This window comes from Paraburkholderia tropica, assembly GCF_914484835.1.
GTDB lineage: Bacteria > Pseudomonadota > Gammaproteobacteria > Burkholderiales > Burkholderiaceae > Paraburkholderia > Paraburkholderia tropica_A.
Window position 1 is genome coordinate 23,259 of sequence record NZ_CAJZAR010000067.1, and the last position, 24,321, is coordinate 47,579.

General features: G+C 65.2%; 24 protein-coding genes. 12 read left to right on the top strand and 12 right to left on the bottom strand.

The window, feature by feature from the left end:
• Positions 1 to 14 precede the first annotated feature (14 nt).
• From LDO54_RS24030 to LDO54_RS24065, 8 genes are all read left to right on the top strand, one after another.
• On the top strand, positions 15 to 1,457 hold the full coding sequence (locus LDO54_RS24030; RefSeq protein WP_224013174.1) for an aspartate aminotransferase family protein: 1,443 nt from the start codon (positions 15 to 17) through the stop codon (positions 1,455 to 1,457).
• Between the two features lie 78 nt (positions 1,458 to 1,535).
• On the top strand, positions 1,536 to 2,657 hold the full coding sequence (locus tag LDO54_RS24035) for a polyamine ABC transporter substrate-binding protein (protein WP_224013175.1): 1,122 nt from the start codon (positions 1,536 to 1,538) through the stop codon (positions 2,655 to 2,657).
• A gap of 298 nt (positions 2,658 to 2,955) precedes the next feature.
• Positions 2,956 to 4,107, top strand: a complete 1,152-nt coding sequence (locus tag LDO54_RS24040) for an ABC transporter ATP-binding protein (protein WP_224013176.1) — start codon at positions 2,956 to 2,958, stop codon at positions 4,105 to 4,107.
• A gap of 73 nt (positions 4,108 to 4,180) precedes the next feature.
• A complete protein-coding gene (locus LDO54_RS24045; protein WP_405044934.1) occupies positions 4,181 to 5,089 on the top strand; it encodes an ABC transporter permease subunit in 909 nt (302 codons plus the stop codon).
• The gene (locus LDO54_RS24050; RefSeq protein WP_224013178.1) at positions 5,086 to 5,997 is read left to right on the top strand and encodes an ABC transporter permease subunit; all 912 of its coding nucleotides are present in this window, start codon (positions 5,086 to 5,088) and stop codon (positions 5,995 to 5,997) included. Before LDO54_RS24045 ends, LDO54_RS24050 begins: the two co-directional genes overlap by 4 nt.
• A gap of 155 nt (positions 5,998 to 6,152) precedes the next feature.
• A complete protein-coding gene (locus tag LDO54_RS24055; RefSeq protein WP_224013179.1) occupies positions 6,153 to 7,784 on the top strand; it encodes a DUF3138 family protein in 1,632 nt (543 codons plus the stop codon).
• Between the two features lie 64 nt (positions 7,785 to 7,848).
• Complete coding sequence (locus tag LDO54_RS24060) at positions 7,849 to 9,141, top strand: NAD(P)/FAD-dependent oxidoreductase (RefSeq protein WP_224013180.1); 1,293 nt, start codon at positions 7,849 to 7,851, stop codon at positions 9,139 to 9,141.
• A 13-nt stretch (positions 9,142 to 9,154) separates the two neighbouring features.
• Positions 9,155 to 10,459, top strand: coding sequence for an NAD(P)/FAD-dependent oxidoreductase (locus LDO54_RS24065; RefSeq protein WP_224013181.1), 1,305 nt, complete (start codon positions 9,155 to 9,157; stop codon positions 10,457 to 10,459).
• Between the two features lie 37 nt (positions 10,460 to 10,496).
• Here the strand turns inward: LDO54_RS24065 and LDO54_RS24070 are convergent, their stop codons facing one another.
• Positions 10,497 to 11,987, bottom strand: a complete 1,491-nt coding sequence (locus LDO54_RS24070) for a PLP-dependent aminotransferase family protein (RefSeq protein ID WP_224013182.1) — start codon at positions 11,985 to 11,987, stop codon at positions 10,497 to 10,499.
• A gap of 135 nt (positions 11,988 to 12,122) precedes the next feature.
• Between LDO54_RS24070 and LDO54_RS24075 the strand changes: the two genes are divergently transcribed.
• Positions 12,123 to 12,584, top strand: coding sequence for a GNAT family N-acetyltransferase (locus tag LDO54_RS24075; RefSeq protein ID WP_224013183.1), 462 nt, complete (start codon positions 12,123 to 12,125; stop codon positions 12,582 to 12,584).
• A 28-nt stretch (positions 12,585 to 12,612) separates the two neighbouring features.
• On the opposite strand, the gene LDO54_RS24080 is transcribed toward LDO54_RS24075, so the two are convergent.
• From LDO54_RS24080 to LDO54_RS24090, 3 genes are all read right to left on the bottom strand, one after another.
• Positions 12,613 to 13,203 (bottom strand): DUF3501 family protein, encoded by a 591-nt coding sequence (locus LDO54_RS24080; protein WP_224013184.1) that lies wholly within the window; start codon positions 13,201 to 13,203, stop codon positions 12,613 to 12,615.
• 37 nt (positions 13,204 to 13,240) lie between these two features.
• Positions 13,241 to 14,590 (bottom strand): heterodisulfide reductase-related iron-sulfur binding cluster, encoded by a 1,350-nt coding sequence (locus tag LDO54_RS24085; protein ID WP_224013185.1) that lies wholly within the window; start codon positions 14,588 to 14,590, stop codon positions 13,241 to 13,243.
• A 184-nt stretch (positions 14,591 to 14,774) separates the two neighbouring features.
• Positions 14,775 to 15,197, bottom strand: coding sequence for a rubrerythrin family protein (locus LDO54_RS24090; protein ID WP_224013186.1), 423 nt, complete (start codon positions 15,195 to 15,197; stop codon positions 14,775 to 14,777).
• A 383-nt stretch (positions 15,198 to 15,580) separates the two neighbouring features.
• Between LDO54_RS24090 and LDO54_RS24095 the strand changes: the two genes are divergently transcribed.
• Positions 15,581 to 15,940, top strand: a complete 360-nt coding sequence (locus LDO54_RS24095; protein WP_224013187.1) for a DUF3564 domain-containing protein — start codon at positions 15,581 to 15,583, stop codon at positions 15,938 to 15,940.
• Between the two features lie 34 nt (positions 15,941 to 15,974).
• Here LDO54_RS24095 and LDO54_RS24100 read toward each other — a convergent pair whose 3' ends face one another.
• Positions 15,975 to 16,310 carry a hypothetical protein gene (locus LDO54_RS24100; RefSeq protein ID WP_224013188.1) on the bottom strand — a complete coding sequence of 112 codons (336 nt, stop codon included), beginning with the start codon at positions 16,308 to 16,310 and terminating at the stop codon, positions 15,975 to 15,977.
• On the opposite strand from LDO54_RS24100, the gene LDO54_RS24105 reads away from it, so the two are divergent.
• On the top strand, positions 16,282 to 17,067 hold the full coding sequence (locus LDO54_RS24105; RefSeq protein ID WP_224013189.1) for a DNA/RNA non-specific endonuclease: 786 nt from the start codon (positions 16,282 to 16,284) through the stop codon (positions 17,065 to 17,067). The genes LDO54_RS24100 and LDO54_RS24105 overlap by 29 nt on opposite strands.
• A gap of 32 nt (positions 17,068 to 17,099) precedes the next feature.
• Here LDO54_RS24105 and LDO54_RS24110 read toward each other — a convergent pair whose 3' ends face one another.
• The 4 genes from LDO54_RS24110 to LDO54_RS24125 all read right to left on the bottom strand — a co-directional run bounded on the left by LDO54_RS24110 (position 17,100) and on the right by LDO54_RS24125 (position 20,777).
• Positions 17,100 to 18,005, bottom strand: coding sequence for a nucleotidyl transferase AbiEii/AbiGii toxin family protein (locus LDO54_RS24110; RefSeq protein WP_224013190.1), 906 nt, complete (start codon positions 18,003 to 18,005; stop codon positions 17,100 to 17,102).
• Complete coding sequence (locus LDO54_RS24115) at positions 17,974 to 19,038, bottom strand: type IV toxin-antitoxin system AbiEi family antitoxin (RefSeq protein ID WP_224013191.1); 1,065 nt, start codon at positions 19,036 to 19,038, stop codon at positions 17,974 to 17,976. The genes LDO54_RS24110 and LDO54_RS24115 overlap by 32 nt, the downstream gene beginning before the upstream one ends.
• 137 nt (positions 19,039 to 19,175) lie before the next feature.
• Positions 19,176 to 19,769 carry a BPSL1445 family SYLF domain-containing lipoprotein gene (locus LDO54_RS24120; RefSeq protein WP_224013192.1) on the bottom strand — a complete coding sequence of 198 codons (594 nt, stop codon included), beginning with the start codon at positions 19,767 to 19,769 and terminating at the stop codon, positions 19,176 to 19,178.
• Between the two features lie 72 nt (positions 19,770 to 19,841).
• The gene (locus LDO54_RS24125; RefSeq protein WP_224013193.1) at positions 19,842 to 20,777 is read right to left on the bottom strand and encodes a M23 family metallopeptidase; all 936 of its coding nucleotides are present in this window, start codon (positions 20,775 to 20,777) and stop codon (positions 19,842 to 19,844) included.
• A gap of 269 nt (positions 20,778 to 21,046) precedes the next feature.
• On the opposite strand from LDO54_RS24125, the gene LDO54_RS24130 reads away from it, so the two are divergent.
• Positions 21,047 to 21,310: a hypothetical protein gene (locus LDO54_RS24130; protein ID WP_224013194.1), complete on the top strand. Its 264-nt coding sequence runs from the start codon at positions 21,047 to 21,049 to the stop codon at positions 21,308 to 21,310.
• Positions 21,311 to 21,384: 74 nt separating this feature from the next.
• Here the strand turns inward: LDO54_RS24130 and LDO54_RS24135 are convergent, their stop codons facing one another.
• The 3 genes from LDO54_RS24135 to LDO54_RS24145 form a co-directional block, all read right to left on the bottom strand.
• Positions 21,385 to 22,623: a dienelactone hydrolase family protein gene (locus LDO54_RS24135; RefSeq protein WP_224013195.1), complete on the bottom strand. Its 1,239-nt coding sequence runs from the start codon at positions 22,621 to 22,623 to the stop codon at positions 21,385 to 21,387.
• Positions 22,624 to 22,685: 62 nt separating this feature from the next.
• The gene (locus LDO54_RS24140; protein ID WP_224013196.1) at positions 22,686 to 23,327 is read right to left on the bottom strand and encodes an HAD family hydrolase; all 642 of its coding nucleotides are present in this window, start codon (positions 23,325 to 23,327) and stop codon (positions 22,686 to 22,688) included.
• Between the two features lie 199 nt (positions 23,328 to 23,526).
• A complete protein-coding gene (locus LDO54_RS24145) occupies positions 23,527 to 24,240 on the bottom strand; it encodes a Crp/Fnr family transcriptional regulator (RefSeq protein ID WP_224013197.1) in 714 nt (237 codons plus the stop codon).
• Positions 24,241 to 24,321 lie beyond the last annotated feature (81 nt).

Here is a 24,321-nt window from a genome sequence, read left to right on the forward strand (position 1 = left end):
AAGGAGACATTGCAATGAGCTATCGAATCGACGCCCCCGCCAGCGCGCTGCAAGAAGCGCCGACGACGCTGCGCGCACAAGCCGCGCAGGGCGCACGCACGACCGCCGAATATCGCGCGCTGGACGCCGCGCATCACATCCATCCGTTCTCGGACATGGGCTCGCTGAACAAGGCGGGCAGCCGTGTGATCGTGAAGGCCAAGGGCGTGTATCTGTGGGACTCGGACGGCAACCAGATCATCGACGGCATGGCCGGTCTCTGGTGCGTGAACGTGGGCTATGGCCGCAAGGAACTCGCCGACGCCGCCTACGAGCAGATGCAGCAACTGCCGTTCTACAACACCTTCTTCAAGACCACGCACCCGCCGGTGATCGAACTCTCGGCGCTGCTCGCCGAAGTGTCGCCGGAGCCGTTCAACCACTTCTTCTATTGCAACAGCGGCTCGGAAGGCAACGACACGGTGCTGCGCATCGTGCATCAGTACTGGCTCACGCAGGGCAAGCCGTCGAAGAAGATCGTCATCTCGCGCAAGAACGCGTATCACGGTTCGACCATCGCGGGCGGCACGCTCGGCGGCATGGGCTACATGCACGAGCAGATGCCTTCGAAGGTCGAGAACATCGTTCATATCGATCAACCGTACTTCTACGGCGAAGCGGCGGGCAACATGACGCCGGAAGAATTCGGCCTCGCGCGCGCCCAGCAACTCGAAGCGAAGATTCTCGAAGTGGGCGCGGAGAACGTGGCCGCATTCATCGGCGAGCCGTTCCAGGGCGCGGGCGGCGTGATCTTCCCGGCTTCGACCTACTGGCCGGAAATCCAGCGCATCTGCCGCAAGTACGACATTCTGCTGTGCGCCGACGAAGTCATCGGCGGCTTCGGCCGCACGGGCGAATGGTTCGCGCATCAGCACTTCGGTTTCGAGCCCGATCTCATCACGATGGCCAAGGGCCTCACGAGCGGCTATGTGCCGATGGGCGCGGTCGGCCTGCACGATCGCGTGGCCAAGGCGCTGATCGAGAACGGCGACTTCAATCACGGCCTCACGTATTCGGGTCATCCGGTGGCCGCCGCCGTGGCCGTCGCGAATCTCAAGCTCCTGCGCGACGAGAAGATCGTCGAGCGCGTGAAGACCGATACGGGTCCGTACTTCCAGCAGCAGCTGCGCGAGACCTTCGCGAATCATCCGATCGTCGGCGACATTTCGGGCGCGGGCCTCGTGGCCGCCCTGCAACTGGCCGAAGACCCGAAGACGCGCAAGCGCTTCGCGAACGGCGGCGACGTGGGCACGATCTGCCGCGACTTCTGCTTCAACGGCAACCTCATCATGCGCGCCACCGGCGACCGCATGCTGCTCTCGCCGCCGCTCGTCATCACGCGCGGCGAGATCGACGAAATCGTGTCGAAGGCGAAGAAAGCCGTCGACGCCACCGCGCAGCAACTGGGCTATTCGTAACGCAGTCACAACCGGGCCGGCGGCGCACAACGGGGTGCGGGCGCCGCCCGCCAACCTTCATCATTTGGGGAAATCAACATGAGTGTCAGACATCTTCGTCATGCCGTCGCACTGGCCGCGCTCGCCGTCTGCGCGGGTCTCACGGCGACTTCGAGCCAGCCGGCTCGCGCCGCGGACGACACACTGAACGTCTACAACTGGTCCGACTACATCGCGAAAGACACGATCCCGAACTTCGAAAAGCAGACGGGCATTCACGTCAAGTACGACAACTACGATAGCGACGACACCTTGCAGGCCAAGCTGCTCGCGGGCAGCTCGGGTTACGACATCGTGGTGCCCACGTCGAACTACATGGCCAAGCAGATTCAGGCCGGCGTGTACCAGAAGCTCGACAAGTCGAAGCTCCCCAATCTCTCGAACCTCGATCCGGTGCTCATGCACATGATCGCGGACGCCGATCCGGGCAATCAGTACGGCGTGCCCTGGGCCTACGGCACCGACGGCATCGGCTACAACCAGGAAGCCGTCGAGAAGGCGCTCGGCACGAGCGCGCCGGTCGACAGCTGGTCGCTGATCTTCGATCCGGCCAACCTCTCGAAGCTCAAGGGCTGCGGCGTGTCGTTCCTCGACCAGGCCGCCGACGTGTTCGCCGCCACGCTGCAATACATGGGCAAGAATCCGAACAGCACGAATCCGGCCGACTATCAGGCCGCCTTCGAAACGCTGAAGAAAGTCCGCCCGTACATCACGCAGTTCAATTCGTCGGGCTACATCAACGACCTCGTGAACAACGACATCTGCGTGGCCTTCGCGTGGTCGGGCGACGTGGGCATCGCGCATCGCCGCGCCGAGGAAGCCAAGCGTTCGTATCACATCAAGTTCGGCAATCCGAAGGAAGGCGGTCTGCTGTGGTTCGACGTGATGGTGATCCCGAAGGACGCGCCGCACCCCGAGGCAGCACTCAAGTGGATCAACTACATCCAGGACCCGAAGGTCAACGCCGCGATCACCAACGAAGTGTTCTATCCGACTGCGAACAAGGCCGCGCGCCAGTTCGTGACGCCGTCGGTGGCGCAGGACCCGACCGTGTATCCGGGCGACGACGTGCTCAAGAAGATGACGCTGATGCGGCCGATGCCGGCCGAAATCCTGCGCCTCGAAAACCGCCTGTGGTCGCAGCTCAAGACGGGCCACTAAGCGTCCATTGAGGCGCGAATAACAAGGAGAAGGAAGGAGACAACGCGCGGCTGAGGGATCGCTCGACCCCTCGCCGCCACGAAGTCCGCTGTTTGATGTCCGGCTGAGCGCGCCGCCCCCTTTCCCCGGCAACGCGCCAGCCTCCACCGAGCTCCGTTCGCAGTGCTGACGTCCGCGAGTCGCCTTGTGCGCCCCGTGCGGGGCGACTCGCGCCCGCGATTTGCAAAACCGTAGTGACGCAACAGGAAAACCGCGCGACGACGCGCAGTGCCGCGATCAGAAAGGAAACCGTTACATCATGAATTCGACGTCCAAAGTCCACGCCTCCGAAGCCGCGCAACCGGGCGCGCAGGCCACCTCCCGCGACGCTTTCGTGCGCATCGAAAACGTCGTCAAGAAGTTCGGCGACAGTGTCGCCGTGAACAACGTCAGCCTGAACGTCGCGAAGAACGAACTGTTCGCGCTGCTCGGCAGCTCCGGCTGCGGCAAGTCCACGCTGCTGCGCATGCTCGCCGGGCTGGAAACGGCCACCTCGGGCAAGATCTATGTCGACGGCGAGGACCTCGCGTCGCTGCCGCCCTATCGCCGTCCGGTCAACATGATGTTCCAGTCGTATGCGCTCTTTCCGCATATGAGCGTGGAATCGAACGTTGCGTTCGGCCTCAAGCAGGAAGGCGTGCCGAAGAACGAAATCAAGGAACGCGTGGCCGACGCGCTCAATCTCGTGCAGATGAGCCGCTACGCGAAGCGCAAGCCGCATCAGCTTTCGGGCGGCCAGCAGCAGCGCGTCGCGCTCGCACGCTCGCTCGTCAAGCGCCCCAAGCTGCTGCTGCTCGACGAACCGATGTCGGCGCTCGATAAAAAGATCCGCCAGAAGACCCAGCTCGAACTCGTGAACATCATCGAGAAGGTCGATGTCACCTGTGTGATGGTCACGCACGATCAGGAAGAAGCGATGACGATGGCCAATCGTCTCGCGGTCATGAGCGAAGGCCGCATCGTGCAGATCGGCTCGCCCAACGAAGTCTACGAATTCCCCAACAGCCGCTTCTCGGCCGAGTTCATCGGCTCGACCAATCTGTTCGAAGGCAAGGTGGTCGAGGACGAACCCGATCACATCTACGTCGAAAGCGAAGACCTCGAAACGCGCATGTACGTGAGCCACGGCGTGACCGGCCCGCTCGGCATGCCGGTGGGTATTTCGGTGCGCCCCGAGCGCGTGCGCGTGACGCGCGAGAAGCCGGGCACGCCAACCAACTGGGCGCGCGGCGTGGTGACGGATGTGGCCTACATGGGCAGCTATTCGCTTTATCACGTGCGTCTGCCGGGCGGCAAGGTGGTGGTGTCGAACCTGTCGAGTTCGCATCTGATGAACGAAGGCGCGCCGGCCTGGAACGACGACGTGTATGTGTCGTGGTCGCCCGCCAGCGGCGTCGTGCTCACGCAATAACGGAGATGCCGACATGAGTACGTCCCTGCCCTCCACGCCCTCCGTGTCGTCGCGCAGCAGCGCGCCGCGCGGCATGCTCGCGCGCATGTTCTCGCGCTTCGTGCCGTCGGGCCGCACCACGGTGATCGGCGTGCCGTTCCTGTGGCTCGCGCTGTTCTTCGCGCTGCCCTTCGTGCTGGTGCTCAAGATCAGCTTCGCCGACCAGGTGATGGGCATTCCGCCCTACACGAATCTGGTCGAGATGAAAGACGGCATGGTGCATCTGGCCTTGCAGCTTTCGCACTATGCGTTCCTGTTGCAGGACAGCCTGTATATCGCCACCTACATCAGCTCGCTGAAGATGGCGGCGGTCTCGACGATCTTCTGCCTGTTGATCGGCTATCCCATCGCCTACTACATCGCGCGTTCGAATCCGGCCACGCGCAACGTGCTGATGATGGCCGTGATGCTGCCGTTCTGGACCTCGTTCCTGATTCGCGTCTACGCGTGGATCGGCATTCTCAAGGACGACGGCCTGCTCAATCACGCGCTGATCGCCATCGGGCTGATTCACTCGCCGCTGCGTCTTTATCACAGCGATGCGGGCGTCTATATCGGCATGGTCTATTCGTATCTGCCGTTCATGGTGATGCCGCTCTACGCGCACCTCGTGAAGATGGACCTCACGCTGCTCGAAGCCGCGTACGACCTCGGCGCGAAGCCGTGGGTCGCGTTCACGCGGATCACGCTGCCGCTCTCGAAGAACGGGATCATCGCGGGCAGCCTGCTCGTGTTCATTCCGGCGGTGGGCGAGTACGTGATTCCCGAACTGCTCGGCGGCGCCGACACGCTGATGATCGGCCGCGTCATGTGGGACGAGTTCTTCAACAACATGGACTGGCCGATGGCGTCCGCCGTCACGGTCGCGATGGTGCTGCTGCTGCTCGTGCCGATGGCCGTGTTCCAGTACTACCAGGTCAAGGAACTGGAGGAAGGCAAATGATCAAGCCCAATCGCACGCTCTCGACCAGCGTTCTCACTTTCGGTTTTCTGTTCCTCTATATCCCGATCATCAGCCTCGTCGTGTACTCGTTCAACGAGTCGAAGCTCGTGACGGTGTGGTCCGGCTTCTCGCTCAAGTGGTACGCCGCGCTGTTGCAGGACGACGAGCTGCTGAGCGCCGCCTGGCTCTCGCTGAAGATCGGTTTGATGACGGCGTTCGCCTCGGTGGTGATCGGCACGTGGGCGGGCTTCGTGCTCGCACGCATGGGACGCTTTCGCGGCTTCACGCTCTACACCGGCATGATCAACGCGCCGCTCGTGATTCCCGAAGTGATCCAGGGCATCTCGCTGCTGCTGCTGTTCGTGGCGCTTCAGCAGATGATCGGCTGGCCCGCCGGGCGCGGCATCCTGACGATCTGGATCGGCCACGTGATGCTGTGCGTGTCGTACGTGGCGATCATCGTGCAGTCGCGTGTGAAAGAGATGAACAAGTCGCTCGAAGAGGCCGCGCTCGATCTCGGCGCCACGCCGCTGAAAGTGTTCTTCGTCATCACGCTGCCGCTGATCTCGCAGGCGCTGCTCTCCGGCTGGCTGCTCTCGTTCACGCTCTCGATCGACGACCTCGTGCTCTCCGCGTTCCTCTCCGGTCCCGGCTCGACCACGCTGCCGCTCGTCGTGTTCTCGCGCGTGCGTCTCGGCCTGAACCCGGAAATGAATGCGCTCGCCACGCTGTTCATCACGGCCGTGACGATCGGCGTGATCGCGGTGAATCAGTTGATGAGCGCACGCGAGAAGAAGCGTCTGCGCGACCTGCAGATGGCCTTCACGCAGCCCGATCCCGCCGAAACGCTCAGCGCCGCTTCACCGGCCGGCGCAGTGGGCGCGCCGATCGGACGGCGCGCGGCCTGAAGCGGTTTTCGCAGTTCGCAGTGAAGCTCGACGGAACCTGAGAGTTTGACAACAAGACGGCGCGCCTCGCGCGCGCCGCGTGCAACGGCCCGCCGCAAGAAAAGCAAGAACGCCTCGAAGTGTTTGCAATAACGACCCAATAAGGAGAATTGTCCATGAAGAAGAAGTTAATCTGTCTGCTGGTGGCCGGGGCACTGCCGGGGCTCGCTTTCGCGGACTCGACCAGCGATCAGATCAAGGCCCTCCAGGCGCAACTCAATGCGCTGCAAAAAGAGGTGAAATCGCTCAAGAGCGAAATCGCCAGTTCGAAGAGTACGGCGAAGGGGACGTCGAAAACGGCCACGGCGTCGGCAGGCGGCACGGCGGGTGCAGCAGGCGCGACGGCAGCAGCGGGCACGACAACCACGGCGGAAGCCGCGCCCATCGATATCAGCTCGCCCGACTACGGCAAGGCGCCCGCTCGTCTGACCAACGACGACGTCGACTCGATGAAGCAGCAGATCGCGAGCCAGCAGCTCAAGGTCGATTCGCTCAGCGACGCGGCCAGCACCGGTCCGATCGCGGGCCTCTCGATCACCGGCTATATCGACCCGTCGTACATCTATAACCGCGCGCCGGGCACCTCGTCGTTCCTGTTCGCGAATCACGAAAGCTCGTACAACTACTTCAACAGCACGTTCGGCGACCTCTACCTCGACATCAAGAAGACCTTCGGTGTCGGGCCGATGGCGCCGTCCGCCGAAATCACGCTCATGCCGAACCGCGGCAACGGCATCACGCTGCTCGCGAACGAACACGGCGATATCGGCAACAACATCCTGAACACGGCGATCGTCACGGTGCCGATCACGGCCACGCAGACCTTCGTCGCCGGTCTGATGCCGAGCTTCGGCGGCTACGAGGTGCAGCAGTCGAACCAGATGCTGACCCTCACGCACAACCTGCTGTACGACTTCTCGGATCCGGGCAGCTACGTGGGTGTGGGCTGGAACTACGCGCCGGACGGCAGCCAGTGGGCCTTCAAGTTCATCCTCGGCAACGAGCAGTACCGCACCTACGGCGCGGTCACGCAGACGGGCACGAACGCGCTGGGCGATCCGATCACGACGAGCAACAAGATCCCGACCTTCACGGCGCGCGCGGACTACACGATGTCGAGCGCGCTCGATATCGGCGGTTCGTTCAACATCGGCCGCCAGACGCTGTCGAGCGCGACCAACTCGGACGGTCAGGTCGTCTACGGTCCGGGCGGCCAGGCAACGAGCTCGGGCGGCTACTTCTTCTTCGGCGAGGTCGATGCGACCTACACGCAAGCGGACATCCAGTACAACGCCGAAGTCGATTACGGCCAGCAGCAGCGCGCCGCGTTCAACGGCGGCAACGCGCAGTGGTACGGTCTCTCGCTGCTCGCGCACCGCAAGTTCACCGCGCCGCTCGTGGGCCGCATGGGCGTGACCGCGCGTTACGACGTGCTCGCCAACAGCAAGAACGGCGGCGGCGGCGGCGGCATCGCGCTCAACGGCAACGGCATGGACCCGTACAACGGCTTCGGCATCGGCGCGGACTGCCTGACGAACTCGCAGGCGGGCGGCGGTTACGGCTTCGAGTGCAAGGGCGCGGTACGCCAGGACGTCGCGCTCGACCTGCTGTTCTTCCCGACGCAGCAGATCACCGTCAAGGTCGAATATCGCCACGACTGGGCCACGCAGAAGGTGTTCCTGCACGACGACGGCTCGTACGGCAAGAGCAACGACTTGCTGGGCGCGCAGTTCATCTACTCGTTCTAACGGGTACGCGGCGGGCGGCGGGCCACGCGCCCGCGCCCGCCGTTTTTTTTCGCACGCATTCCTTATGCACAAATTCGCCAATCAGCCTCACGCGCCGTCGTGGTACGCGGCCACCGCCAACGACGCCACCCGCCATCCCGCGCTGCAAGGCACGCTCGACGCCGATGTCTGCGTGATCGGCGCGGGTCTCACGGGCGTGTCCACCGCGCTCAATCTCGCGGAGCGCGGCTATCGCGTCGCGCTGCTCGAAGCCTCGAAGGTCGGATGGGCCGCGAGCGGACGCAACGGCGGCCAGCTGATCGGCGGCTTCGCCTGCGGCATCGACACCTTCGCGCAGTTCATGAACGAAGGCGAAGTCAAGCAGATGTGGGACATGGGCCTCGAAACGCTCGACATCGTGAAGTCGCGCGTAGCGAAGCACAACATCGACTGCGCGCTCACGGAAGGCTATTTCACCGCCGCGAACAAGGCGCGCGACGTCGACGAACTCAAGCGCTGGCGCGACGAAGCCGCGCAACGCTTCGGCTACGACCGCTTCCGCTACGTGGAGAGCGACGGCGTAGGCCGCTACGTGCAATCGGGCCGCTATCCGGGCGGCCTTTACGACCCGGACAGCGGCCATCTGCATCCGCTCAACTACACGCTCGGCCTTGCGCGCGCGGCGCACGAAGCGGGCGTGCAGATCTTCGAAGACAGCGCCGTCACGCGCATTCGCGACGAAGCGGGCGCGCACGTGATCGAAACGGCGCAAGGCAAGGTGCGCGCGAAGTTCGTCGTGCTCGCGTGCAATACCTATCTGGGCGCGCTGGCGCCAGCGCTCGCGCGCAAGATCATGCCGGTCGGCACCTACGTGATCGCCACCGGACCGCTCGGCGAGGCGCGCATGAGCACGCTGATGCCCGCGCAAGCCGCCGTGTGCGACAGCCGCTTCGTGCTCGATTACTTCCGCCCCGCGCCCGACACGAGGTTGCTGTGGGGCGGCAAGGTCAGCTATTCGACCTTCGCGCCGCCGAACCTCGGCGAAGCGATGCGCCGCGACATGCTGAAAACCTTCCCGCAACTCGCCGATGTGAAGGTCGATTACGCGTGGGGCGGCTACGTCGATATCACCATGAATCGCGCGCCGCATTTTGGCCGCGTCTCGCCCACGGTATATTTCGCGCAGGGATTTTCGGGGCATGGCGTGAACACCACGGGTCTCGCGGGCCAGCTGATCGCCGAAGCGATTCACGGCCAGGCCGCGCGCTTCGACCTGTTCGGCAAGATCCGTCACCGCGACTTTCCTGGCGGCGCTACGCTGCGCACCCCGGCTCTCGTGCTCGCGATGGCCTGGTATCGAATGAAGGACCTGCTTTGATGGATCTGAACCGATGAAACTCGACCTCGACGCCCAGGCGGACGTGCTCGCCCGCCACTCGTACTACGAAGCCTCCGTCACGCGCCCCGCCGCCGACGACCCGGTGCTCGAAGGCGCGCTCGACGCCGATGTCTGCGTGATCGGCGCGGGCTTCGCGGGCCTCTCGGTCGCGCTCGAATGCCGCGCGCGCGGCCTGTCCGTCGTGGTGCTCGACGCGCATCGTCCCGGCTGGGGCGCGTCGGGACGCAACGGCGGGCAGACGCTCGTCGGCTTCGCAAAGGACGAAGTGCTCGAACAGCAACTCGGGCCGCAAGGCATGCGCGCGGCGTGGGCGCTCTCGATTCAGGGCGTGGAACTCGTGAAGGAGCGCATCGCGCGCTACGGGATCGACTGCGATTTCACCTCGGGCTATGTGACGGTCGCGACCAAGCCGAAGCGTGTGCCGAGCCTGCGTTCGTGGATGGATGCGGCGCGCGCGCGCTGGGGCTACGACAAGCTCGAATGGCTCGACACCGACGCCACGCGCCAGCGCGTGAATTCGCAGGGCTATCTCGCGGGCGTCTACGATCCGCTCTCGGGGCATCTGCATCCGCTGAAATACTGCCTCGGTCTCGCCGATGCCGCGCGCAAGGAAGGCGCGCAACTGTACGCGCATTCGCGCGTCACGGAAGTCGTGCGCGGCGCGCAGCCCGTGGTGAAAACCGCGCGCGGCGAGGTGCGCTGCCGCTTCGTGGTGTCGTGCTGCAATGCCGCGCCCGGCGGCGTGCTGCCCGCGCCGGTGGAAGCGCGCATCGCGCCGATCGCCTCGTACATCATCGCGACCGCGCCGCTCGGACGCGCACGCGCCGACGCGCTGATTCCCGGCCGCGCCGCCATTTGCGACAACAACTTCTTCCTCGACTACTTCCGCCTCTCCGCCGACGACCGCCTGCTGTTCGGCGGCCGCGCCGATTCGACGGGCGCCGCGCCCGCGCAACTCACCGAGGCGATGAAGACGCGCATGACCGGCGTGTTCCCGCAGCTCGAAGGCGTGCAGGTGGAATACGCGTGGGGCGGTTTCGTCGATGTCACGCGCAATCGCGCGCCCGACTTCGGCGCGGTCGATCCGAACTGGTTCTACGTGCAGGGCTTTTCAGGCCACGGCGTGGCGCTCACGGGCATCGCCGGGCGCGTGGTCTCGCAAGCCATCGCGGGCGAGCGCGCCGCGTTCGATCTGTTCGCGCAGCTACGCCACGCGCGCTTCCCGCTCGGTCCGGCGTGGCGCCGTCCCGCGCTCGAAATCGGCATGTTCTATCACCGCATCATGGAGATGTTCTGAGCACTCGCAGAACCGCTGCGAAGCTCCTGGTCGCGGGTCAGAGCATCGCGCGCACCACGCGCGCGAGCGTGGCCATCAGCGCATCGGAGTCTTCGGGCGAGGCTTCCGCGTAGCCGAGCAGAAAGCCGTTGTAGTGCTCGGCATCGGGCGCGTCGAGGCAATACGCGCTCAACGGCGAGAGCGCGAGGCCATGCTCGCGCGCGGCCTCGCTTACCGCAACGTCGTCGAGCGGCGCGTCGAGACGCACGCTCAGATGCATGCCGCCCGCGTCCGCCGACACCGTCATCAGTCCGCCGAGATGCTTGTCGATCGCCGCGACGAGACCGTCGCGGCGCGTTAGATACAGCTTGCGCATGCGCCGCAGATGGCGCGCGTAACGCCCGCTCTCGATGAATTCCGCGAGCGCGCGCTGATCGGCCACGCGGCCCTGGCGCACCAGCGTGCGATGCGCCATGTCGACCTGCTCCACCACCTGGCGCGGCACGATCATGAAGCCCATGCGCAGCGCCGGAAACAGCGTCTTGCTGAAGGTGCCGAGATAGATCACGGGCGTGTCGTCGGCGAGACCCTGGATCGAGGGCAGCGGCGGACCGTCGTGGCGCAGCTCGCTGTCGTAATCGTCTTCGATGATCCACGCGCCGCACGCGCGCGCACGCTCGATCAGCGCGAGCCGCCGTTCGAGGCTCAGCACGCAGCCAAGCGGATATTGATGCGACGGCGTGAGATAAATCAGGCGCGGCGGCGTCTCGCGCCAGTGCTCCTCGCGCGCGGCCATGCCCGCGGCATCGACGGGAATCGGTACGAGCTTCAGACTCGCCGCGTGCATCGCGACGCGCGCGCCCAGATAACCGGGGTTTTCGATCCACACGCGCTCGCCCGCATCGGCGAAAAAGCGCGCGCAGAGATCGAGGCTTTCCTGCGTGCCTTCGGTGATGAACACCTGATCGGGCTGACAACGCACGCCGCGCGAGACACGCACGTATTGCGCGATGGCCTGGCGCAGCGCCGGAATGCCCGCGCTCGCGCCGTAGCTGAGATCTTCGGGGCTCAACTCGCGCTGCGCGCGTTCGACCGTGCTGCGCCACTGCGCGAGCGGAAACGCGTCGAGCGCGGGCACGCCCGGACGCAACGCGGTCACGCCCGCGCGATACGCGGGACGCGGCGGCAATTCGCTCACGCGCCGCGAGAGCGTGCGCGGGGCATCCGCCGCCTGTTCCGCGGCGGCTTGCTCAATCCCCGCTGGCTGCACGGACACGGCCTTCACGTCGTTCACAACCGAGCCGTGACGCGTGGCCGTGATGAAACCCTCCTCCAGCAAACGCTCGTACGCATAGAGCACCGAATTGCGCGCGATGCTCATCTCCTCGGCGAGCGCGCGGCTCGACGCGAGACGCGTGCCGCGCACGATGTCGCCATCGAGAATCGCGCGGCGCAGGCTCTCGTACAACAGATCCTGCTGCGTGAGCCTGCGCTGCACGCTCGTGCGCGCCTTGCGCTCGTAGGCCGCCATGATCAGCGCGTAATCCAATTTCGTGGCTCCATCGTTTGTCGGTTGCGTGGGACTAACAATGGTGCCACAGATCGCTTACGCTGACACCTGTGATTCGCGAAGGCCCGCCCTGCACGCCTTCGCTCCGCAGATGAAGCAAACAGGAGAACGAGATTGAACGAAGCGATCCAGGTGCGCCCCGTCACGCCCGACGACTACGCGGCATGGCGTCCGCTGTGGGACGGCTATAACCACTTCTACGAGCGTTCGGGCCCGACGGCGCTGCCCGAGTCGATCACGCGCACCACGTGGACGCGCTTCTTCGACGGCTACGAACCCATGCACGCGTTCATCGCGCTCAAGGGCGGCCGCGTGGTGGGTCTCGTGCATTTCATCTATCACCGCAGCACCACGCTCGACGGTCCGATCTGCTATTTGCAGGATCTCTTCACGGCGGCGGATGTGCGCGGCCAGGGCGTGGGCCGCGCGCTGATCGAAGCGGTCTATGCGCATGCGAAGGCCGCGAATTCGTCGCGCGTCTACTGGCATACGCACGAGACGAATCTGACCGCCATGCGCCTTTACGACGACGTGGCGGTGAAGCCCGGCTTCGTCATGTATCGCAAGGACGTTTAACGCGCACGGTGCGCGTCAAACGTCGTGCTCACGCGAGATCGCCGAGCAGCGACTCGCGCACCGCGCCGCCGATCGTCTGCACCGGCACGCGATAGTTCGGATGATCGCAGCCGATCAACAGCGCCGCGCCTTCGCGCAGGCGCTGTTTCATTTCCGGCGTCAGTTCGAAGCGCACGAAATGCACGGCCGAAGTCTTTTCTTCGTTGTCGCGTTCGAGATCTTCGTCGGCGATGGCGAACACGGGCGATTCGCCGTCCACCTGCACGAACACGCGGTCCTCGATGCCGATCAGCCGCGCGAGCGCCGCGCGGCGCTCCTTCTCGTGCTCGTACTCGATCTGCATGGTGGCCTTGAAATTGCTGCCGTCCGGCACGAGCGGCGCGTAAGCGTCGAGTTCGCCCTGAATGCCTGCCTCGTCGAAAATACGCTCGATATGCAGCATTTCCTGAATCTGATAGCGGATTGTCGCGTCGTCTTCGAACAGGAACGTGAGGTGATTGCCGAGCGCCACGGCGCGGCGCTTCTTGTGCTCGATGATACGGTTGCGCATCTCGGTGCGCTGCTTCGCGTACGCTTCCAGTGTGAGCAGCGAGTTTCTGGCGATTCTGGCGATAGTCATCGGTTTCTCTCGTCGATCAATTCAATCGTTATCCTGATCAAATGCCGTAGGCGCGGCGCAGCAGCGTGAGCGGATGCGCAAGCGGCGGCCCGCCCTGCGCGTCGCGCAACTGCTTCTCATCGATGCCCTGCGCAATGTGATGGCCCGCGAGCGCGCAATCGGACGAAATGAAATCGGGCTCGCCCTGCGCCATCTGCTTGAACACGGGCGTGCCGATCTTCATCGCCATCGCGTGAAATTCCTTCTTCACGCCGAAGGTGCCCGCGTGGCCCGAACAGCGCTCGACCACGTTGACCTTCGTTTCGGGCACGAGCGACAGCAGATCGGCGGTCTTGCGGCCGATGTTCTGCACGCGCGCGTGACACGGCACGTGGTACGCAACCGTGCCGAGCGGCGCGCGAAAATCGGTCTTGAGCAGACCGTCGCGATTGCGCGCCACGAAGTATTCGAACGGGTCCCAGAACGCTTCGCTCACGGCGCGCGTATCGGCGTCGTCGGGGAACATCAGCGGCAGTTCGTGCTTGTACATCAGCACGCAACTCGGCACCGCGCCCAGCAGCGCGTAACCTTCGCGCGCGTACTGCGCGAGGATCGGCGTGTTCGCGTCGTGCTTCTTCGCCACGCCGTCCAGATTGCCCTGTTCGAGCAGCGGCATGCCGCAGCACGATTCGCTTTTCACGAGCACGTAGGGAATGGCGTTGTGATCGAGCACCGCGAGCAGATCGTGGCCGATGCCCGGCTCGTTGAAATTCACGTAACAGGTGGCGTAGATCGCGACCTTGCCGGGCGTGCGCTCGCCGTCGCGCACCTCGCTCGCCGACGCCTTGCGCGCCGCGCCGCGAAACTTGCGCGTGGCGAACGACGGCAGCCACGCGTGACGATCCACGCCGAGCGTGTCCTCCATCGCCGCGCGCATCGCCTTCGTGCCGTTCACCGCGTTCACGGTCTGCGTGACGACCGGAATGCCCGCGAGATGGCCGAGTGCGTCGGTGTTCGAGAGCACGCGGTCGCGCAGTTTCACCTCGCCGTTGCGATAGTCGATCGCCTTCGCGCGCAGCATCAGATGCGGAAAATCGACGTTCCACGGATGCGGCGGCACATAGGGACACTTCGTCATGTAGCAGAGGTCGCACAGATAGCACTGATCGACCACCTTCGAAAACTCGGCCTTGTCGACGTCGTGCGCCTCGCCGCTATCGGTTTCGTCGACGAGATCGAACAGCGCCGGAAACGCGCCGCACAGCGACACGCAGCGCCGGCAGCCCGCGCAGATGTCGAACACACGCGCCAGTTCGGTGTCGAGCTGGGCGGAGTCGTAGAACGCATCGGAGCGCCAGTCGAGCGGATGCCGCGTCGGGGCTTCGAGACTGCCTTCCTTGTGGGGCATGACGTCTCCTTGTTTTATTTTTTCTTGTCGCTTGTCGATAGGGCGCGCGCGGACGAACGCGCGCGACGCGGCTCAGGCCGCGTGCGCGTTGCGTCGGCAAAGCGCCTGCGAAGGCGCGCGGGTCGCGCCGTTGACTGGCCGGAACCAATCGGCTGGAACCAATCGCAGCACCAATCGGCCAGCGCTAATCGGCCAGCACTTCGAGCGCTTTCGTATAACGGTTCGCGTGGCTGCGCTCGGCCTTGGCCAGCGTCTCGAACCAGTTGGCGATTTCGTCGAAGCCCTCGTCGCGCGCGACCTTGGCCATGCCGGGGTACATATCGGTGTACTCGTGGGTTTCGCCCGCGATCGCCGCCTGGAGATTCAGCCGCGAACTGCCGAACGGCAAACCCGTGGCCGGATCGCCGACCGCTTCCAGATATTCGAGGTGGCCGTGCGCATGGCCAGTTTCGCCTTCGGCGGTCGAGCGGAACAGCGCGGCGACGTCGTTCTGGCCTTCCACGTCGGCTTTCGCCGCGAAATACAGGTAGCGCCGGTTCGCCTGCGATTCGCCGGCGAAGGCGTCCTTGAGGTTTTGCTCCGTCTTCGAGCCTTTGAGCTGTGCCATCTGTGCCTCCATCCATCGTCTGATTGTGGGGACGCGGCGCTGCGCATCTTCGTGCGGTGCAGCAGACAGTCATGAGTGCGGATCACGCCGCACTATCAATCTAGGAAATGCCCTTTGCAGTCCCAATTGCGAATTTCAATCTCGCCGATAGCCGGAACCCGAATCGCCGCGCAAGCGCCGCGCGACGGCGGTCGGCGGCCCCCTCGCGGACAGCGGGACACGCGCAAACCCTGGTACTGCCGGGGCGCGACGATTTGACGTCCCACTATGTGAAGAATCGACTTGCGGATGCGCGCACACATCCTATGCTGAATGTCTGCCCCCGAGTCTCAATGAGTGTCACGACAGTTTTCGCGCCGATGGCGCGTCTTTGCGGAGATCACATGCGACTGACGATTCTGATTAACGGTCCCGATCCGACCGTCAACCACGACTACGCCGTGCTCTGGCTCGATACCGACCAGCAACGCTGGTCGCGCGAGTCGCACGACGGCATCGAGCTTCCCGCCTGGGGCGAGATTCGCGATGCGAACGGCGTGACGGCGCTATGCGCGCCGCGCGAGAACGAACCGCTTTGCACCCTGCGCGGCCTGCACGTGAACCGCCGCCAGGAAATCAGCTCGGCGCATGGCGACGCCACCTGGGCATGCGAAACCTCGCATACGCAGATGGAAGGCCAATGGCGCCTGCAAGCGGTGGATCGCCAGGCGATCCACGCCGAAAACGCGCTGTTCGCAGGCTGATCCCTTCGCGCCCCGCCCGGCGCGATCGTTCCCTTTAGTTGCTTTCGCTTGATTGGTTTAGCTTGATTGGTTTAGCTTGATTGTTTTCGCCTGATTGCCTCGCGGCGCCGCTCATCGCGGCGCCGTTTTCATTTGTTAGTTGCGCTTCGCGGCAATCGTGCAGGCCGATGACGCGAAGCCGCGTACAAAGATGGCCGCTCGCGAAAGCCGCCGCTATACTTTCGGGCCCTTTATGCACGTTGCGCAGGGCGCGCCGAAGCGTCGTTCGAATTCCGCTTCGCGTTTCACGTCGCCCCGCGTGATCCGATTTTCTTGCTGTACGTCTTCCTGTATTCCCGCCGATGAAGAAGCTGTTTGCCTGTCTCGTCATGGCCGTGTCGAGTTTTTCGAGCCATGCGTTCGCCGCGCCCGCGTGCACCGATTTCGTCCCCGACGGCCAGTTCCCGAAGCTCACCAATGCGCGCATGGCGCCGAAGACGCGCATGCTCTGCTATTCCGATTTCGTGGTGCTGCATTCGGGCGTCACGCACGGCCCGCTCTGGTCGGCGGAACACCTGACGCGCGATCACCTCGACGCCGCGAAGGACATGACGCGCACCAACCGTTTCTTCGAGGACGACCGCCTGCCCGCCGGCGAAGGCGCGACGCTCGCCGACTACAAGCGCAGCGGCTTCGACCGCGGCCACATGAGCCCGGCGGGCAACCGCTGGAATCCGCAGGCGATGGCCGAGTCGTTCTCGCTCGCCAACATCGTGCCGCAGAACCGGGAAAACAATCAGCGCCTCTGGGCACACATCGAAACGGCCGTGCGCAAGCTCGCGTCGAAATACGGCGACGCCTATGTCGTGACCGGGCCGCTTTTCTCGGGCGCGCAGTTGCAGACCATCGGCGCGTCACGCGTGCTGGTGCCCACGCAGATCTTCAAGGTGGTGTACGTGCCGTCGCAGCAGCTCGCGTTCGCGATCGTCGCCGACAACACGACCGCCGATCGCTACGACGTGCGTTCGGTGCGCGATCTCGAAGCGCAGAGCGGTATCGCGTTCCCGGGGATTCCGGCGAATGTCGCCGCGCAGACGAAGGTCGCGTTCAACGGGCACGCGTTTGCGGTGAAGAAGTGGGGGTGGTGAGCGAGTAAGTGCGGGTCGAGTCGACGACCCCGCTAAGCCCCGGTGCGCGTGCTCGCACTCGCGAACGCCTCGGCAAACGCGGCAAGCAGCGCGTCGGTGTTTTCGTCCGGTTCGCCGAACATCTGCGTTGCCGCGCGAGCAAATAAATCGGCTCGCAGCATGTCGTAGACTCGTGGCGAGTCGAGCATCGCGCGAATGAACTCGCGCGTTTGCGGTTTCGCGATCGCGCTCGCCTCCCGTCCCAGCAAGCCGGCTGCCGCATATTCGGCCTTGAAGTCGTGCCTGACGAGCAGATCCGCCGCGTGCTCGAAAAGGCGCTCGCCGTTGCCCGCATCAACGTAGCTACGCAGAATAAAGAGCAGATCCGAGGCATCGCTGTTCTTGCGGGCGCGCCGCTCTTTCCACGCAATCAATTTCAGCAACGCAAACGCAGGGAGCGCAACGACCGGCACCACGAGCCCCTCGCCGATTTGGACGCTGCATGCCGTATCCACAGCCTCCTGAAATCCCAGCACAGTCAGAACAATGTCCTCGCCGGGCGGCCACGCGATCGCGCCTGGCGGCGCTTCGAGCGCACCGAACGGCACCAGATCGAGTTGCGAGGCGAACGCGTCTCCAGGGCGCCTGAAAAGGAGCTTCTGCTGCTCCTTCGCGTCCTGCTCGAAGCGCCCCGTCCGCCCGAGCAGCGCGACCAGCTCATCGTACCAGGCCCAACTCACGACGCACACGGCGACATCGACGTCACGCGTCGCGACAGGGGCCTTGACGCCGTGAACGTGCCACATCTGGATATCGCGCGCCGCCGCGCCAGCAAGCACGAACTCGGCGCCTAGTCGGTCGCATGCAGTTTTGACTTCGCGAAGCAGCGCGATCGTCGTGTCATCGACGGGCCGCTCGTCCGCGACCTCAAACAGGGGGCGTGGAGAGGCACTGCTCATAAACGGCTTCCGCCACGCCGTGCAACCGGCTGTCGCCCGACGCAATCAGGTCGGCATAGATGAGCAAGGGGTGGACGAGTTGTACGCCATCGCCCCCGCGGGCTTCCGTGGCCGAAGGCCAGAATGCGTCGAGAATTTCGACCTCGCCGTGCACATCGGGCAGCAGACGCGCGGCAAGCAGGAACTCGGACGAGATGCCCGAGTGGCTATAGATCGTCACCGAAGCCGACTTCAACTGGCCGGTCAGGCGTTCGGCAGCCGCCTCGCCGCCGAGGTACATGGCGTAATGGTCGAAGGGCATGTCGCGCCACCATCCGCTCGTCGCGGCCTTGAACCGGCGCCCGCCGAGCTTCGGCCGCAAACGGACCGGATACAGGCTCACCCAGGCCTCGACGAAGCGGCGCCAATCGGCCATCACCCGCTCGTCGCCTTTCATACCCACGAACGCGCGGGCGATGAGATCGTCCATCGCCAGATTCACGGTGTTGAGCGATACGCCGGCATGCGCGGCAATCGTGCGATATGGCGCGTTGACCAGGGCTGGCTCGCTGGCCAGCGCGAACATGACGCGAAGGCCCTTGGGCGTGGTCGAGCGCGCGGACGTTTCCTTCACAAACGTCGCGGGCCGATCCCGCCCGACGATCATGATGGTGGCCTCCGGCTCATCGATATAGGCGTTGCCAGCGGTGTCGATAAACGGGATGCGCCCGGCAATGAGTTCTGAGGCGAGCTTCGGCGAAACGTACTGCGTGACCAACAGCAGCGCGCGCGCCGGATCGCCCCCTTCGCCTGCATGACGCCGATGCAGCATGCCGGCTGTGTATTGCCGGTCGGCCTGGGGTTCGACGACTGCCAGCATGTCGAAACGCTTGCCCGCAATCTTGAAGCTCACCGTCGCGTCCGCAATCTCGGCACGTGAGCGCGGCATGCGGGCGGGCTTCGCTGTATAACGCTGCGTCGCATCCTCGAATGCCTCGCACGCCTGCGCCAATGTCTGTTGTTTCGCCCGGGTGAGGCGGTCGGACAGTTCCATAATGGGCATCCTGTACGTTTTTTTGCGATTGTACGCTAAAGACATACAGCGACGATAAAACGTACAAAGCGGAAAAATGCGCTCGGGCATGCGCGAAGGCGTAGCGAGGGTTTGAGCGGCCACCGTCGGCTATCTCGTCAAAGATCCAGCCGCGAAACCTTCGACCCTTCCAGCGACACCCCGGCCATGAGCCCCGCATTGGTCAGCACGATGGCCTCGATGGGATTGATGGCCGTGGTGGTGTCGAGCGTGCCGTTCGCACCCATCTTGACGAGCGCGACGGTGGCGTCCGCGCCCGCCGCCCAGCCGCTGCTGCGCTTGAAGCGGTCGAGTGCGCCCTGGGTCATGAACGCGTAGAAAATCGCCCGCGACTGCGCGCCGACCTGCATGCCGAACGAGCCCGACGTCGTGCTGAAATAACCGATCGTGCGTCCGCTCACGCGCAGCGCGCCGCGTCCGTACTGGCCGCCGACGCCAAATCCCGCGCCCACCACATCGGGAAACACGAGCACGCCGCGCGCCTTGCCGATCAATTCGCGCGAGCCCTTCACAGTGCGATAGAGCTTCGCGAGCGCGGCGTCCACGTCGTTGTTGATGTCGCGGCGCGCGCGGATATTCTCTGCGGCGGCATCGCCCGCCGAAGCGGACGTGGTCGTGCACGCGCCGAGCGCGAGCGTGGTCAGCGCGGCGGCCGCAGCGCCGCCGGTCGCGAGGAATTGCCTTCTGTTCATGCGGGTTTCCAGTCAGGTGGACAAACGATATTTCGGCATGCGAATCAATCGCTGGAGAAGCATCGTAAGAAATCAGGGCGTCGCGCGCGGCAGACGCGTCTGCGGATCGACTGCCTTGCCGTCCTCGCGCACTTCGAAGAGAACGCCACCGTTGCCCGCACCGTCGGCGGCGCTCGTCGCGAGCGTCTGGCCTTGCTTCACGCTCTCGCCTTCCTTGACGAGCAATTTGCCGTTGCGCCCGTAAGCGGTGATCAGATGCGCGTCGTGCTTGACGATCACGAGCTTGCCGTAGGCCTTCATGCCGCTGCCCGCGTAGACCACGCGCCCCGAGGCGGCGGCCTTGACCGGCTGCCCCGGCCCGCCCGCGATGGCGATGGCCTTCGACTTGCCGACAGACGTCGGCGTGACCGCGCCGCTCATCGGCCAGACGAGGCGGCTGGTGGCGCGTGCGTTCGCGACTGAGGTCGTAGCGGTTGAGTTCGCAGCGGCAGTGGTCGCGGCGGCGGCGGTGGATTTCGCCGCGCTGCCAGCGGCGGCGGAAGCGGAGGCCTTGGCATCGGCGGCAACCGACGACGATGGCGTCGATGGTGTCGATGTCGTCGATGAAGTCGATGCAGAAGGCGGCGTCACCCGCAGCAATTGCCCCTTTTGCACCTGGCCCGACGCGGGCAGCTTGTTCCACGCGGCGATATCGGCGGCACGTTGCTTGTAGGTCGAGGCGATGTGATACAGCGTGTCGCCGGCCTTGACGCGATAGAAGCCCGTGGGCGCGGCAGCGGCGGTCGTTGCCGCCACCGGCGTCGCGGAGCTCGTCACGAGCGGCATGGCGACCGGCGACGCCACGACAGCGCCCGTGTCGGTCGGCGTGTGCGCGGTCGCGGCGGCCTCTTCGTCGCCTTCGCGCGAGAGCGACTGCCACGGCGTAAACGTGCAGGCGGCGAACAGCGAGACCCACCCGGCGGTGACCGCCACACGGGCGATGTCACCCGCCTTGTCTAGAATTCCCATGACGCACTCCCTGTTCAAGCTGCACGATTCATCCGCGCCGCGCGGCGCAGGTGCGTCATGATCTTCGCTTTACTGGAAAGTGCTGCGGATTCGCACGAAATTTCTGACGGTTATCAACGGTAAAGCCGCCATGCGCGCAATTTTTGACAATGAATTCACATTGACGCGCACAAAGCGCGCAAGCCGCGGCGACGGTGTGCAACCGTTTGATCGCGTCGCGCGCGGCTTCTTATAATGCTGGCCCGCGCATCATGCTCAAGGAGAAATCAATGGGGTTCGACGCATACGCAAACGACGACGACGTGCTCAACGTCCAGGGCGACGCCCTCACGCTCACGAACGGCACCACGCGCGTGACGCTGGCCGGCACGCTCGAACTCACGCGCGACAAGCGCGGCCTCGCCGCCGCGCTCGCGCTCAAGGCCGCGCTCGACAGCGTGGTCGCGAAGCTACAGGCCGATCCGCATCTGCCCGCGCAGGTGAAGGACGAGCCGGACGCGAAGCCCGGCGTCGTCGACAATCCGTTTCAGTGATCGTCGATCGCTGATCGCTGATCGTTGATCGTTGATCGTTAAAACGGCAGCGCGCAGGGCGCGCGCCGCGCGCCTCAGAACGGCTTGCCTTCGCTCGTCTGCCAGGCGGGCATGAGCGTGTTCGACGGCAGCGTTTCGTCGAGCAGCTTCTTCGCGCTCGCGATGCCCGCGATCGGCAGCCCGGTCGGATCGATCGCGCCGATCTGCGCGAGCACCGAAGCCTGATCCCAATAGATGTGCTCGTTATAGAGCTTCGCGCCGCGAAAGCAGATCACGGCCAGCATCGGCACTTCGAAATACTTGCCAGTGGGCGCGAGGCCCGGCAGCAGCCAGTCGATCTCGCGGTCGTGCGTGCAGCAGAAGATGAACTCGTCCACCACGCGGTCCGAGCCGATGGTGCGCGAGATCGGGATCAGGCGCGTGTCGGCGGGATTCGAATGCACGAAATGGTGCGTGTAGAAGCGCTTGAGTTCGTCGTGGCCGACGCCGCCCGTCATCGTCGGGATGTGGTTGACGTAGGGCTGCGCGACCATCGTCGGCATCACGTCGTCGGGATTGCGCGTGACGAACTCGTGATAGCAGTGCTCCTCCCAGAGTGCGTTGAAGTCGTAGATCGGGCCGAGCACGCGGCGCAGCATCGCGAGCGTGCGCGAGTACGCCATCATCGCGGCGGGCTTGTCGTATTGCGGACGCGCCGCCGACGCGAACGCGTGATCGCAGCCCGGATACGTGTACAGCTCGACGCCCGGCTTGCCCGCCAGCGCCGTTTCGATGCGCTCGCGCGTGGCGGCGTCGCACCATTTGTCTTCGGCGGGGAAGTGCAGCATGAGCGGGCAGCGGATCGTCCCGGCTTCGTTCAGCACGTTTTCCAGGCCCACGGCGTAGTAGCCGATCGCGCAATCCACATCGGTGCGTGCCGCCGCGAGATACGCGAGCCGCCCGCCCAGGCACCAGCCGAGCGCGCCCGCCTTGCCGCGCTGCGAGGGATGCGCGCGCAGCGCCGCGAGCGTCTGCGCGATGTCGTCGATGGCGAGATCGACGTCGAAGCGGTCGTAGAGATCGAGCGCCTTCGCCATGTCGGCGCCTTCGTAACCCAGATCGACGTCCGGCTCCAGACGCCAGAACAGGTCGGGCACCATCACCACGTAACCTTCTTCGGCGTAACGCTCGGCCAGCGCGCGCATCGACGCGTTCACGCCGAAGATCTCCTGCAGCAGCACGAGACCCGGCCCGCTGCCTTCGGGCGGCAGCGCCGTCCAGGCGCGGAACGTGCCGCCGTCGCGCGAAGTCACCTGGGTCCATTGTCCGTTCATGGGTGCGTCTCCTTGTGTTCGTTCGAGTGTCTGCGTGTTCGTAGCGGGGATGGGCGGCGCGCTCAGCCCGGCGCGAAGCCGCCTTGCGGCGCGAGCGCGGGCAGCGGCGCCTCGCCGCGTATCCATGCGTGGTTCGCGAGTTCGGCCATTTCGCGGTCGCCGCGGCTGTCGCCGTAAGCGTAGAGCGTGGCGGGCGGCTGCGCGCCCCACCAGCCGCGCAGCCGCGCGACCTTCTCCGGGCCCCAGCAGTTCTTGCCCGCGAGCCGTCCAGTGTAGACGCCCTCGCGCCATTCCAGCTCGCTCGCCAGCACGGTGCCGATGCCGACACCCGGCGCCCACTTGCGCAGATAGATCGACGGCGACGCGCTCACGAGCACGACTTCGTGGCCGAGCGCCTGATGTTCGCGGATGCGCGCGAGCATCTCGGGGCGCAGCAGATCGGGCAGACGCGTTTCGACGAAACGCTGCGCGGCGGCTTCGAGCGTCTCGCGCCGCACGTTGCCGAGCGCGGCGCGCAGGAAACGCGCCTTGGTGCGGCCACGGTCGGCCCAGCCGGGCGCGATGCCCGCGAGCCACGGCAGGCAGCGCAGCGCGGCGAGGGCGAAGCGCGCGGGCCCGGCGGCGTCGAGCATGAAGGCGCGGAAACTATCGGACGTGGTGATGGTGCCGTCGAAATCGAAGGCGGCAACGACGCGGTCGGTCATGAAGCGAAAGAGGGAACGCGGAAATCCGCGAGGTCGAAAGGCCGGACTTGCCGGTCGAAAGCAACGTAAGCCGCGTCATTGTCGATGCAAACGGCGCGGCGCTGCAATGGCGCGGGGGTGCTCGTCTTGCGCGATCGTCAATATTGATCTTATCGATCAACATTGATCCGACGATGCTTCATGGCGGGCATTGTCGAGATCAATGCGCCTGCTGCTCCAGCTTCACCGCATCGACGATCTCGATTTCGCCGTAGCGCAACTGCACGAGGCCGTCGCGCTCGAACTGGCGCAGGATCTGGTTCACGGTCTGACGCGAGAGCGCGAGCATCAGCGCGAGATCTTCCTGCGGCACGTTCACCACGCGGCGCGCAGACTGCGTGCCGCCGTAATCGGCCGCCAGCACGAGCAGACGTCGCGCCACACGCGCGGCGGCGGGCAGGAGCGCGCTTTCCTCGATGGCGTCGAAGGCAAAGCGCAGCTTCTGCGCGAGCAGCAGGCCGAAGGCGTGCCAGTAAGCGGGCGTGGCGTCGAGCAGCGCGGCGAGCGGCGCAAGCGGCACGTGAAAGAGCGTCGAGTCGCGTTCGGCGTAGGCATCGTGCGTGCGCACGCCCGCATCGAACAGCGCGATCTCGCCGAACCAGTGCGCGGGCCCGACCACCGCGAGCAGCGCCTCACGTCCGGCCACGCTGGCCGCGCCGACGCGCATCGCGCCGTCGAGCACGCAGTAGAGGCCGTCGGCGGCGTCGCCGCGCAGAAACAGGCGCTCGCCCGCGCGCAACGCGCGCACGCGGCCCGCCGCGCGCAACGCTTCGCGCAACGGCGCGGGCGCGGCGGCGAACCAGGCGCTGCGTTTGAGCACCGCGATCACGGCGGGAGACGTGGGAGCGACGGAAGGTGGGCGGGTCGAAGTCATCGGATCGGGTCGGTGCCTGCGCAAAGGTGCGCGGGCAAAAGGCGCGGTCGTCGATGAATCACTGAATCGATGATTCGCCGA

Excerpts from the sequence above, each read along its gene's own strand:
- LDO54_RS24115 (WP_224013191.1), bottom strand. The coding sequence starts at position 19,038 with ATGGAACTGTCCGACCGCCTCACCCGGGCGAAACAACAGACATTGGCG.
- LDO54_RS24125 (WP_224013193.1), bottom strand. The coding sequence starts at position 20,777 with ATGGGAATTCTAGACAAGGCGGGTGACATCGCCCGTGTGGCGGTCACC.
- LDO54_RS24100 (WP_224013188.1), bottom strand. The coding sequence starts at position 16,310 with ATGACGAGACAGGCAAACAGCTTCTTCATCGGCGGGAATACAGGAAGA.
- LDO54_RS24120 (WP_224013192.1), bottom strand. The coding sequence starts at position 19,769 with ATGAACAGAAGGCAATTCCTCGCGACCGGCGGCGCTGCGGCCGCCGCG.
- LDO54_RS24030 (WP_224013174.1), top strand. The coding sequence starts at position 15 with ATGAGCTATCGAATCGACGCCCCCGCCAGCGCGCTGCAAGAAGCGCCG.
- LDO54_RS24145 (WP_224013197.1), bottom strand. The coding sequence starts at position 24,240 with ATGACTTCGACCCGCCCACCTTCCGTCGCTCCCACGTCTCCCGCCGTG.
- LDO54_RS24130 (WP_224013194.1), top strand. The coding sequence starts at position 21,047 with ATGGGGTTCGACGCATACGCAAACGACGACGACGTGCTCAACGTCCAG.
- LDO54_RS24140 (WP_224013196.1), bottom strand. The coding sequence starts at position 23,327 with ATGACCGACCGCGTCGTTGCCGCCTTCGATTTCGACGGCACCATCACC.
- LDO54_RS24035 (WP_224013175.1), top strand. The coding sequence starts at position 1,536 with ATGAGTGTCAGACATCTTCGTCATGCCGTCGCACTGGCCGCGCTCGCC.
- LDO54_RS24040 (WP_224013176.1), top strand. The coding sequence starts at position 2,956 with ATGAATTCGACGTCCAAAGTCCACGCCTCCGAAGCCGCGCAACCGGGC.
- LDO54_RS24095 (WP_224013187.1), top strand. The coding sequence starts at position 15,581 with ATGCGACTGACGATTCTGATTAACGGTCCCGATCCGACCGTCAACCAC.
- LDO54_RS24050 (WP_224013178.1), top strand. The coding sequence starts at position 5,086 with ATGATCAAGCCCAATCGCACGCTCTCGACCAGCGTTCTCACTTTCGGT.
- LDO54_RS24080 (WP_224013184.1), bottom strand. The coding sequence starts at position 13,203 with ATGACTATCGCCAGAATCGCCAGAAACTCGCTGCTCACACTGGAAGCG.
- LDO54_RS24110 (WP_224013190.1), bottom strand. The coding sequence starts at position 18,005 with ATGAGCAGTGCCTCTCCACGCCCCCTGTTTGAGGTCGCGGACGAGCGG.
- LDO54_RS24135 (WP_224013195.1), bottom strand. The coding sequence starts at position 22,623 with ATGAACGGACAATGGACCCAGGTGACTTCGCGCGACGGCGGCACGTTC.
- LDO54_RS24065 (WP_224013181.1), top strand. The coding sequence starts at position 9,155 with ATGAAACTCGACCTCGACGCCCAGGCGGACGTGCTCGCCCGCCACTCG.
- LDO54_RS24085 (WP_224013185.1), bottom strand. The coding sequence starts at position 14,590 with ATGCCCCACAAGGAAGGCAGTCTCGAAGCCCCGACGCGGCATCCGCTC.
- LDO54_RS24060 (WP_224013180.1), top strand. The coding sequence starts at position 7,849 with ATGCACAAATTCGCCAATCAGCCTCACGCGCCGTCGTGGTACGCGGCC.
- LDO54_RS24045 (WP_405044934.1), top strand. The coding sequence starts at position 4,181 with ATGCTCGCGCGCATGTTCTCGCGCTTCGTGCCGTCGGGCCGCACCACG.
- LDO54_RS24105 (WP_224013189.1), top strand. The coding sequence starts at position 16,282 with ATGAAGAAGCTGTTTGCCTGTCTCGTCATGGCCGTGTCGAGTTTTTCG.
- LDO54_RS24090 (WP_224013186.1), bottom strand. The coding sequence starts at position 15,197 with ATGGCACAGCTCAAAGGCTCGAAGACGGAGCAAAACCTCAAGGACGCC.
- LDO54_RS24055 (WP_224013179.1), top strand. The coding sequence starts at position 6,153 with ATGAAGAAGAAGTTAATCTGTCTGCTGGTGGCCGGGGCACTGCCGGGG.